Source organism: Martinezella rhizogenes (assembly GCF_027460065.1).
In the GTDB taxonomy this organism is placed as follows: domain Bacteria; phylum Pseudomonadota; class Alphaproteobacteria; order Rhizobiales; family Rhizobiaceae; genus Agrobacterium; species Agrobacterium rhizogenes_C.
On the sequence record NZ_JAPYZZ010000010.1, the window covers coordinates 170,473 to 181,401 of the forward strand.

General features: G+C 60.2%; 9 protein-coding genes and 1 pseudogene. 5 read left to right on the forward strand and 5 right to left on the reverse strand.

Annotation, left to right across the window (positions count from 1 at the left end):
* The first annotated feature begins 239 nt into the window (after nucleotides 1-239).
* Nucleotides 240-1,355 (forward strand): efflux RND transporter periplasmic adaptor subunit, encoded by a 1,116-nt coding sequence (locus tag O8B93_RS17030; RefSeq protein ID WP_269711097.1) that lies wholly within the window; start codon nucleotides 240-242, stop codon nucleotides 1,353-1,355.
* Nucleotides 1,352-4,465, forward strand: coding sequence for an efflux RND transporter permease subunit (locus O8B93_RS17035; RefSeq protein WP_269711098.1), 3,114 nt, complete (start codon nucleotides 1,352-1,354; stop codon nucleotides 4,463-4,465). The genes O8B93_RS17030 and O8B93_RS17035 overlap by 4 nt, the downstream gene beginning before the upstream one ends.
* A gap of 172 nt (nucleotides 4,466-4,637) precedes the next feature.
* Here the strand turns inward: O8B93_RS17035 and O8B93_RS17040 are convergent, their stop codons facing one another.
* Nucleotides 4,638-5,501 carry a class I SAM-dependent methyltransferase gene (locus tag O8B93_RS17040; protein WP_269711099.1) on the reverse strand — a complete coding sequence of 288 codons (864 nt, stop codon included), beginning with the start codon at nucleotides 5,499-5,501 and terminating at the stop codon, nucleotides 4,638-4,640.
* A gap of 35 nt (nucleotides 5,502-5,536) precedes the next feature.
* Entirely contained in the window at nucleotides 5,537-6,184 is a 648-nt protein-coding gene (locus tag O8B93_RS17045; RefSeq protein WP_269711111.1) for a TetR/AcrR family transcriptional regulator, read from the reverse strand.
* A 211-nt stretch (nucleotides 6,185-6,395) separates the two neighbouring features.
* On the opposite strand from O8B93_RS17045, the gene O8B93_RS17050 reads away from it, so the two are divergent.
* The 3 genes from O8B93_RS17050 to O8B93_RS27940 all read left to right on the forward strand — a co-directional run bounded on the left by O8B93_RS17050 (nucleotide 6,396) and on the right by O8B93_RS27940 (nucleotide 8,888).
* Nucleotides 6,396-7,289, forward strand: coding sequence for an NAD(P)/FAD-dependent oxidoreductase (locus O8B93_RS17050; protein ID WP_269711112.1), 894 nt, complete (start codon nucleotides 6,396-6,398; stop codon nucleotides 7,287-7,289).
* 19 nt (nucleotides 7,290-7,308) lie between these two features.
* Nucleotides 7,309-7,782: a methyltransferase family protein gene (locus O8B93_RS17055; protein WP_269711100.1), complete on the forward strand. Its 474-nt coding sequence runs from the start codon at nucleotides 7,309-7,311 to the stop codon at nucleotides 7,780-7,782.
* 737 nt (nucleotides 7,783-8,519) lie between these two features.
* Nucleotides 8,520-8,888, forward strand: a complete 369-nt coding sequence (locus O8B93_RS27940) for a transposase (protein ID WP_405049068.1) — start codon at nucleotides 8,520-8,522, stop codon at nucleotides 8,886-8,888.
* Here the strand turns inward: O8B93_RS27940 and O8B93_RS17065 are convergent.
* The 3 genes and pseudogenes from O8B93_RS17065 to O8B93_RS17075 form a co-directional block, all read right to left on the reverse strand.
* A complete protein-coding gene (locus O8B93_RS17065; RefSeq protein WP_269711101.1) occupies nucleotides 8,779-9,636 on the reverse strand; it encodes an amidohydrolase family protein in 858 nt (285 codons plus the stop codon). The genes O8B93_RS27940 and O8B93_RS17065 overlap by 110 nt on opposite strands.
* An 11-nt stretch (nucleotides 9,637-9,647) precedes the next feature.
* On the reverse strand, nucleotides 9,648-10,493 hold the full coding sequence (locus O8B93_RS17070; RefSeq protein ID WP_269711102.1) for a fumarylacetoacetate hydrolase family protein: 846 nt from the start codon (nucleotides 10,491-10,493) through the stop codon (nucleotides 9,648-9,650).
* A 20-nt stretch (nucleotides 10,494-10,513) separates the two neighbouring features.
* Nucleotides 10,514-10,929: pseudogene (locus tag O8B93_RS17075) on the reverse strand (UxaA family hydrolase); the annotation flags it as partial.

Genomic DNA, 10,929 nt, shown 5'->3' on the forward strand with positions numbered 1-10,929 from the left:
ATCGTTTTCAGGCGCAAAAGGGCCTGCGGCGTAAGCTGATGGCAGCGTGCCGCGATCGCTGCGCTGAACAGCTGCTCGCTAGCGGGCAGCCTGCGCCGGCCCTGTCTATCTTCGGTTTCAATAATTACGGTCCTTGACAGTATCCCAATTATTAAATTATGATACTATATAGTATCCAAAAATATGAGGGACGATGGGTGGGTTTCAACCATGTCCTCTGCTCAAGAAAAGATCGTAAAATGAAACGCAAACATGTCCTGACTTTCGCGGGTCTGGTGGCAGCGGCTGGTGCCGCTGCCGTCTTTCTGGTTTTCCAAACGCCAAAACGGGAAGCCGAGGTCGCAGACCCAAGGACTGCGTCGCCAATGGTGAAGCTGGCAGAGGCGATGAGGACGGAAACGGCGGTGCGCTCTTTTACCGGTACAGTCGCTTCGCGGGTACAGAGCAATCTCGGTTTTCGGGTTCCGGGCAAGATCGTCGAGCGGATGGTCGATGTGGGCCAGCAGGTAAGAAGAGGCCAGCCCCTGATGCGGATCGACGAAACCGATCTTCAGCTCGCGCTGACAGCAAAGCGCAATGCCGCTACCGCAGCGCGGGCGGTTCTGATCCAGGCGCAAGCGGATGAGAAACGGTATGCGACGCTGGTGAAAAATGGATTGGCGGCCACTCAACAGCGTTATGAGCAGGCGAAAGCGGCATTCGATACCGCCGCGGCACAGCTTGAAGCGGCTGAAGCGGACGCCAAGGTGGCAGAAAATGCGGCTGCCTATACCGTTCTTGTCGCCGATTCGGATGGAACGGTCGTCGATGCGCTTGCAGACCCAGGACAGGTGGTGACGGCGGGCCAGACGGTCATTCAACTTGCGCAGGCCGGGCCGCGTGAAGCGGTTGTCTGGCTACCCGAAACCTTGCGGCCGGATATTGGATCTGAAGCGCAGGCGAGTGTCTATGGAGGTAACAGTCTCAGCGAAAAGGCCAGGTTGCGACAGATTTCCGATTCCGCCGACCTGCAGACCCGAACATACGAGGCACGTTACGTTCTCGACGGCGCCGCTGCGTCTGCTCCGCTCGGCTCGACGGTGACCATCAAAATATCGGACGAAAGCAGGCAGTCAGAGGTTGCTGTTCCAGTCGGTGCCATCCTCGACGACGGCAGCCGCACAGGAGTTTGGACTGTCAGCAATGGCACATCCACCGTGAACTTCGCCCCTGTCGAGATCAAGAGGATCGGCGAAGAGACAGCGTTCGTGACCGGCATCGCGGTCGGTCAGCAGGTCGTCGCACTCGGCGCACATCTCCTTCAGGACGGTGCGATAGTCAGGATAGGCGTGCAGCAAGAGGTGGCAAAGCCATGACCTTCAATCTTTCCGCCATCGCTGTTCGCGAACGCGCCATCACCCTGTTTTTCATCGTTCTGCTGGCTGCTGCAGGTGTTTATGCCTTCGTCAAGCTGGGCCGGGCCGAGGATCCCTCATTTACAATCAAGACAATGACGGTCACGTCCGTCTGGCCCGGCGCGACCGCCCGTGAGATGCAGGATCTGGTCGCTGAGCCACTCGAGAAGCGCGTCCAGGAACTTACCTGGTACGACCGGGTCGAGACGACGACACGGCCTGGCTACGCCTTCCTCACAGTAACGCTCAAGGACAATACACCAGCGTCTGCCGTTGGAGAGGAGTTCTATCAGGCGCGCAAGAAGCTTGGCGATGAAGCTCGAAACCTTCCTCCCGGCGTCATGGGTCCGTTCGTCAACGACGAGTACTCAGATGTGAGTTTCGGTCTTTACGCTTTGAAGGCGAAGGGGATGCCGATGCGCGACCTCGTGCGACAGGCCGAGGTCATCCGTCAGGATCTCCTTCATGTTCCGGGCGTCAAGAAAATCAACATTCTGGGCGAACGCCCCGAACAGATCTTCGTCGAATTCTCATACGCCAAGCTGGCGACGCTCGGAATATCCGCACAGGATATCGCCACAGCTTTGCAAAGACAGAACACGGTGACGCCCGCTGGCTCGATCGATACGCGCGGACCGCAGGTCTTCATTCGTTTCGACGGAGCCTATAACAGCGTACAAGCTATCGCCGACACGCCGATCGTGGCCGCCGGACGAACGGTAAAGCTTTCCGATGTGGCGGATGTGCGGCGCGGCTATGAAGATCCCGCGACCTACATCATCCGCCATGAGGGCGAGCCGACGATCATGCTGGCCGCGGTTATGCAGCAGGGCTGGAATGGCCTTGAGCTCGGAAAGGCACTTGAAGCTCGATCCGCCGCGATCGCGCAGACATTGCCGCTGGGCATGTCGCTCACCAAGGTCAGCGATCAGGCCGTCAACATCGACGAGGCTGTCGGCGAGTTCATGCTGAAATTCGCCATGGCGCTTGGGGTTGTGCTGTTCGTGAGCCTGATCGCACTGGGCTGGCGCGTCGGCATCGTTGTTGCACTTGCCGTGCCGCTGACGCTGGCCGTCGTCTTCCTCATCATGCTGGAGACTGGCCGGTTCTTCGATCGCATCACGCTCGGTGCGCTGATCCTTGCGCTCGGCCTTCTGGTCGATGATGCCATCATCGCCATCGAGGTGATGGTGGTGAAGATGGAAGAGGGGATGGATCGGATAAAGGCGGCGGCCTATGCCTGGAGCCACACGGCGGCGCCTATGCTGTCGGGGACACTCGTCACCATCATTGGATTGATGCCTGTGGGCTTCGCCAAGTCGAGCGCCGGCGAATATGCCGGCAACATTTTCTGGGTCGTGGGCTTCGCGCTCATCGTTTCCTGGATCGTCGCGGTGACATTTACTCCGTACCTTGGCGTCAAGATGTTGCCTGATATAAAGCCGGTCGAGGGCGGGCACCACGCCATCTATGATACCCCGAACTACCGCCGCCTGCGCTCGCTCATCGAAATTGCGGTTCGCCACAAGTTCATGACCTGCGCCGTGGTTGGCATCACGATGGCTGTCTCGGTTGTCGGCATGGGAGGTGTAAAACAGCAGTTCTTCCCGACTTCGGACCGTCCCGAGGTTCTCGTCGAAGTGCGCATGCCTGAAGGCACGAGCATCGAAAGCACCACGGCCGCAGTGGCGAAAGTCGAAGACTGGCTACAAAGCCAGCCCGAAACAAAGATCGCCACCAGTTACGTCGGGCAGGGCGCACCCCGGTTCTTCTTCGCCATGTCACCGGAATTGCCCGATCCCGCTTTCGCCAAAATAGTCGTACTTACGCCTGACGCCCATGCACGAGAAAAATTGAAGCATCGCCTTCGCGCCGCAATCGCTGACGGTCTTGTTCCAGAGGCTTCCGTACGCGTCACGCAGCTTGTGTTCGGGCCATATACGCCGTTCCCCGTCGAGTTTCGGATCATGGGACCGGATCAGGAGGAACTCTACAAGATATCGGAGCAGGCTCTGGCGATCATGAAGACCGTTCCCGATGTTCGGCAGGCCAACCGTGATTGGGGCAACCGAACGCCTGTCCTGCGCTTTGTCCCGGATCAGGAACGGCTCAATCTGATCGGCCTTTCGACTTCAGAGGCAGCCCAGCAGATGCAATTGCTGCTGAGCGGCATTCAGGTCACGCAGGTGCGCGAGAACATTCGCAACGTTCCCGTGGTGGCAAGAAGTGCTGGCGAGAACCGCCTCGATCCATCACGCCTTGCTGACTTCTCGCTGATGAGCCGGGATGGCCGCCAGATTCCACTCGATCAGATCGGGCACTCCGAAATCCGGCTCGAGGAGCCGATCCTGAAACGTCGCGACAGGACACCAGTCATCACGATCCGCTCCGACATCGATGAAGCTACGCAACCGCCGGAAGTGTCGCAGCAGGTGATGGAGGCTCTCCAGCCGCTGATCGCATCGCTGCCGGTCGGATACCGTATCGAGATGGGCGGGAATATCGAGGAGTCGCAAAAGGCCAATGTCGCGCTCGTCCAGGTTTTCCCGCTGATGATCGCGGCGATGTTGATCGTCATCATCCTGCAGGTTCGCAGTCTGTCGACGATGACGATGGTCATGTTGACGGCGCCGCTTGGCCTCGCCGGCGTGGTGCCGGCATTGCTCCTGTTCAATCAACCGTTCGGCTTCAACGCCATTCTCGGCTTGATCGGACTGGCGGGAATCCTGATGCGCAACACGCTGATCCTGACGGAGCAGATCAAGGAGAACCAGGCGGCTGGTCTCGACGACTATCACGCCGTCATCGAAGCGACCGTACAGAGGACACGTCCTGTCATCCTGACCGCGCTCGCAGCCGTCCTGGCCTTCATACCCCTGACGCATTCGGTGTTTTGGGGATCAATGGCCTACACGCTGATTGGAGGGACGGCGGCAGGGACGGTGATGATCCTGCTCTTCCTTCCGGCGCTGTATGCCGTGTGGTTCCGGATCAAGCCTCCAAAGCAAGGGAGCCACCGCGAAACGATTGTGGAAGAGTCGCAATTTACCAGGGCCTTGGCCGCCGAATAGGACTCTGCCGTAAAGGAAAACGGCGTAATCATATCGGCCGTGCCTGCTAGAACACGTTAGGGTCCGAGCATAGCCACCTTCATGCCGGACCCTCAGACCTTAAGCATCATTGCGGCGTCGACTGCGTTCAAGAGACCCGCGCCGCACGCTGCCCGCCGACTGTTAATCCCTGTCACCTTGCCGGATTGCGCGCGGTGACGATCCACACTGCGCCGTCGATCATCACTGACCGCTCACCGGGGCAACCCGCGAAAGTGGCACGAACCGCAGCCGAGGCGCGAGCGCGGATATCGTCGGGCTGATCAACGAGCGCGCGCGCCAGCGGGCCGACCTCAAGTGTCATGTTCACTGCGTCGTCGAGGGCCGCATCCCGCGTTTCCCCCTTGCCGAACGGGATGGAGGCATCGAATGGTGCGATAGTGACATCGGTGAAACCAGCCGTCGTTAGAATACGCGCCACACGCTCCTGGTCGCCAAACGAGAACGGGCCGGGGGCTTCCGGACCGGGCGGCGTCATCGGCGGGAGGATGCCCTTCATCGCACCCATCGGCAAACGCACCCAATCGTTCTCGGCCATGCCGCGCCAGCAGACAAAAGCGACCCGGCCTCGGGGCCGGAGCGCGCGGCGCATATGAGTGAAGGCCGCGGCAGGATCGTCGAAGAACATCACTCCGAAGCGTGAGAACAGAATGTCGAACGCCCCCTTTGGCAGCTCGGCGCTGCTGGCGTCGGCAACCAGATAATGGGCTGGCGCATCCTGTGGCGCAAGTTCGCGCGCTCGCGCGATCAGAGGTTCCGATATGTCCACGCCCAGCACTTGGCCCTGCCTGCCGACAAGGGAGGCCAGCGCCAGACTCGACGCGCCCGCGCCGCAGCCAACATCAAGTACGCGTTCGCCTGTAGTGGGCGCGGCGGCTTCGATCGCGGCATGACCGAACACCGCCATCATGGCATCGAGCCGGGCCTGGTAAGCGACCCAGCGCTCCCCGCTTTGGCCTTTCCAGTCGGCTACCTCGTAAACATTTTTTTCCGCCATGCCATGTCCCCATTCTACTACGTTCTTTAATCGGGCTATCGGCCCACATGTTCATTGCCACGGTGCGCGGCCATGAACATGGCCACGGCCGACCGGCAATAGGATTCAATTTCGTTGTCGTCCTCTGCTTTCGCCTCATCGAAGCGTGCGATAATCAGAAGATCAGAGCCTTTGAAAAGCGCGGCAAACAGGCGGGCGGACTGGACAGGATCAGGCACATTCAGAAGCGCCTTCGCATGCAATTGACGCAGCAGGGCCTCGATTTGGGCGATCATATGGGCGGGACCGGCTTCGTAATGGATCTTGCTTAACGACCTTTGGTTCGGTGTGTCGACCATGACCATGGCTTCGACATTGCGGACGTCCGGGCGCAGAAGCGTGCGAAGCAGGGATGATCCCACCGCCATGAGCTGATCTTCGGCGGAACCGTCGACGCCTTCAAAAAGGACCTGCGGTATTAATTGATGGCAGCGGGCCGCAAACGCTGCGCCAAACAGCGCCTCCTTGTTCTCAAAGTGCCTGTAGATGCTGAGTTTGGATATCTTCGCCCGCTGAGCGACCTTGTCCAATGTCGTCGCTTGAAAACCCAGTTCCGCAAAGAGTTCGCCTGCGGTGTCGACGATCGTTTGACCAAGTGCTTCGTTGGCAGGCCGGCCGCGCCGGCTCTGACTATTTTCAGTCACCATAATTACAGTCCTTGACAGTATCGTTATTCTTGAATTAGGATACCATGGAGTTTTGAAAATAAGCAAGTCGAAGAATGAAGCGAAACACGAGGGTGCCATGCAACGACGAGCCCTGCTGAAGTTGGCCGCGCTTTCCACCATCGGCCTCGCCGGCGCCCGGGCCACCGCCAGCTCAACTCCCTCCATCCACAACAAGGAACCCATCACCATGAATGACGTCATCATTATTGGCGGCAGCTTTGCCGGCCTCGCCGCTGCCCTGCAACTCGGCCGCGCCCGCCGCAAGGTCACCGTTCTCGATACCGGCCTGCCGCGCAACCGCTTTGCCGGCCGCTCGCATGGCGTGCTCGGCCACGATCACAAGCCACCATCAGACATCCTGGCCGAGGCGCGGCAGCAACTGGCGCGTTATCCCGCGATCAGGCTGCTCAATGCCCGTGCCGACAGCATCTCCGGTACCATCGACAATTTTTCCGTCCTCACTGGCGATGGCGAAAGCCTTGGCGCGCGCCGCCTGATCCTGAGCTATGGCGTCGTCGACCAGATGCCTGCTGTTCCAGGCTTTGCCGAAAGCTGGGGCACATCCGTCATCCCATGCCCCTATTGCGACGGCTTTGAAGTCGCCGGCCAGCATTGGGGCCTCGTCTGGTCCGGTCCGCAGTCGATGAATCAGGTCAGGCTGTTTCACGATTGGACCAACAGTTTGACGGTCTTCGCCGATGGTCACGACATCGCACCCGACATCCGCGCAGATCTGGCGGGCCGAAAGGTACCTGTCGTTGATGGCCGCATCACCGGGATCGCCCGTCACGGGGACCACAATGCCACTATCAAGCTCGATACCGGCCCCGATGTCGCAGTCGATATCCTGTTCGCGCATCCGCGCAACAAGCCGTCCGCAAACCTGCATGAAACACTGAGTCTCGACACGGTCAATACGCCAACCGGTCTTGCTATCAAGACCGACGAGCGCCGTGAAACGAGCATGCCCGGTATCTATGCCGCTGGCGACCTCGCAAACCCAGGAATCCCGTCGGTCACCACGGCAACATGGCAAGGCGCGATGGCGGGCATCTTCGCCCAGCAGTCGATGCTGGTTTGAACACAGATTGGAGATGAGCATGGCCGTCGAACCGGAAAGCGCGGGTGCGCGCTTCCCTCCGCCCTTCATCTATCTGGGAGCGCTGCTGTTGGGGCTGGCGGCGGAGCGGTTCGTCACCCTGCGCTCTTTCGGCATCGACTGGCGGTTGCTTGTCGCAGCAGGCGCGCTGCTGTCCGTTGCCGGCGCGGCGGTGATGCTTGCGGCGGCGGGGCTGTTCCGGCGGCTGGGCACCAACGTTCGGCCATCGCAGCCAACGACCCTTATCGCAACGAGCGGTCCTTATCGGTGGACCCGCAATCCCATGTATCTCGGCATGGCACTTGTCTATGCCGGACTTGCGATCGGCTTCGACGGGCCGGTCGCCTTCGCCTTGCTCCCGTTGGTGCTGATCGTTGTTCAGACGCAAGTGATTGCCCGAGAGGAGCGCTATCTCGAAGCGAAGTTCGGCGACGACTATCGCCGCTACAAGGCCGAGGTTCGCCGCTGGCTCTGACTATTCCGCCGTGGCCGCCGGGGGGCCGCGAAACCAGCATGCCCCGCATGGCCGCGGTGGGGATTTCGATGGTCAACCGGCGATCGTCTTGCAGGGCGTTCCGGACTACCCCGACCGCAGGGCCGTTCAACTTCTCAGCCCTTAGCGACGTCCTCGCGTTGATCGATCGCTGGTCTCCGGCGCGACCTGTGGCATTGATTGGTCACGACTGAGGCCCCCTGGTCACATACGATACCTGTGCCACCGTATCGGATCCGATCGAACGCGCGCTCGCGCTCGCAATCCCTCATCCACTCACGTTCATGAGCCGGATGACGCACCCGCCCAGCTATGCCGGAGCTGGTACATGGGGCTCTTTCAACTGCCCGGAAGCAGCTGGATCGCCACCGTACGTGATCTCACCTTCAGCGACCGCCTTTGACGTTAGTGGTCGCCTGGCTTCTCACTCGATCCCGCTCTCCAGGCGGAGCTCTGAGCCTTTATCGCGGAAATTCGCGTCAGACGGGCAACCCGATTGGGACAGCATGTCTCGCCGCGCTCCTCCCAAGCCGTCGAAGCCAGGCATAAAACCCGCTGGGATGGATGCGGAAAAGGTGGCACATCATTCTCACCGAAAATCGCTGTTGATGCTGGGCAACGAACACGTACTTCACTGTAAGCGATGTTCCCCTGCCATATTGTCTTCGCCGCATTGATCTGTGATCGCCTATCCATGGATGAGAAACGGGATTTTCTCCATGGAGAATACATTGGAGATTCTCACAACCAGAAAGTCTGGAGGTGAGCCACATCGGCATTGGCCCGATGACGTCAAGGCACAGATCGTTTCGGAAAGTCTTCGGCCAGGCGCGTTGGTGAATGAAGTCGCCAAGCTGCATGGCCTGAAGCCGAACCACCTGTCGACCTGGCGGACGATGGCACGGCAGGGCAAACTGGTTCTGCCAGCACCCAAGGACGCGGTGGAGTTCGCAGCTGATGCCCGCCTGCCGCCGGAACTTATTTCCGCGCGCCGTCCAGACGGTAGAATCGCGCAGCGTTGCCCCCCAGAATGCCGGCCATCTCGTCATGGGAAATGTGGTTCTGCAAAACCGCGCGCAGCGCATTGATGACTTCCGCATATGAGCCGGCAAGCAGGCAGACCGGCCAGTCGCTGCCGAACATTAGCCGTTTTGCCCCGAACGCCGAGACGGTATGTGCGACGAAGGGCGCTAGGTCGTCCGGTGACCAGCTGTCACGGCAGGCCTCGGTAATCATTCCCGACAGTTTGCAGAACACATTGGGATGCTGCGCGACACGGCGCAGGTCGTCCGCCCAGCCCTGGGTTATCCCGGTCGCGATAGGCGGTTTCGACAGATGGTCGATGACGGTGCGGAGGCCAGGCACCGCCTCCAGCGCCTTAGCCACATGGGAAAGATGGCGCGGATAGGTCAGGAAATCGAGAGCGATATTACGGTCACGGATCGCGCTAAGACTGGAAAGCACCGCCGGGCGCAGAATATAGGCATCATCGTCGATATCCTGCAGCATCGGGCGCAGGCCGACGAATTTCGGATGGTCGACGAGTGCATCCAGCTTGGCGGCAAAGGCCGGGTCTTCCATGTCTAGCCAGCCGACGACACCGGCGATGAAATCTTCCCTGGCGGCCAGATCGAGAAGAAAAGCCGTTTCCGCCTCGGTCGCTGCCGCCTGCACGACGATGGTGCGGTGGACGCCGGCGCGCCGCAGAAGCGGGGCGAGATCGCTCGGCAGATAATCCCGATAGAGCGGCTCGCCCATTGCCGGCGACATCCATCCGTAATCGCTGCGTGCGATCCGCCAGAAATGCTGATGGGAATCGATGACGGCGGCATCCATGCGCTTGCCCTTCAAATATCGGCCCGGACACGCTGGATCTGCATGCCGAGCCCTTCGATCCCGAGTTCCACGATATCGCCGGGCTTCAGCCAGCGCTGCGGCGTCATGCCCATGCCGACACCCGGCGGCGTGCCGGTGGAAATGATGTCGCCGGGATGCAGACTCATGAACTGGCTGAGATAGGACACCAGAAAGGAAACGCCATAGACCATGGTGCGCGTCGATCCGTTCTGCATCGTTTCGCCATTGACCCTCAGCCAAAGCCTGAGATTTTGCGGATCGGCGATCTCGTCTTTCGTCACCAGCCATGGGCCGACCGGCCCGAACGTGTCGCAGGATTTGCCCTTGGTCCATTGCCCGGACCGTTCGGTCTGGAACGACCGTTCGGAGACATCGTGCAGCACGCAGTAACCGGCGACGTGATCGAGCGCCTCGGCCGCGCTCACATATTTGGCGGTCCTGCCGATGACGACGCCGAGTTCGACCTCCCAGTCGGTTTTGGTCGAATGGCGCGGGATGAGGATATCGTCGTTCGGGCCTGTTATCGCCGAGGTTGCCTTCATGAAAATGACCGGCTCGGGCGGCACCGCCATGCCGGATTCTTCGGCGTGATCGGCATAGTTAAGGCCGATGCAGATGAATTTGCCAGTGCCCGCGACGCAAGCGCCGAGACGCGGCGCGCCTTCCACAGGCGGCAGCCGGTCGGCGGGAATTGCCGCAAGCAAAGCCAGTTTTTTCGGGGTGAGTGCGTTCCCGGCGATATCTTCGACATGATCCGCGAGATCGCGCAAAATGCCGTTCTCATCGATCAGGCCGGGTCTTTCGGCGCCGGCGGCGCCATATCGAACAAGTTTCATGATATCTCCTGCTTTCGGGCTTACATTGTCGCGCCGATGGACCATGGGACGAATTCATTGTCGCCATAACCCAGAAGCTCCGATTTGGTGCGCTCGCCGGAGGCGACGGCGAGGATTCTGGTGAAGATTTCCTCGCCCTTCTGCTGCAACGTCGTACCGTCCAGCACGTCACCACAATTGATGTCCATATCTTCCCCCATCTTTTCGAAGATGTAGGAATTGGAAGCGAGCTTGATCGAAGGGGTGGGCTTGCAGCCGAAAGCAGAGCCCCGCCCGGTGGTAAAACACAGGATATTGGCGCCACCCGCCACCTGGCCCGTGGCCGAAACGGGGTCGTAACCGGGTGTATCCATGAAGACCAGTCCCTTGGCGTCCACCGGTTCGGCGTAGTTGAATACTACGCCGAACCGGTGGACGCCAAGGGACTGGTCTTCAT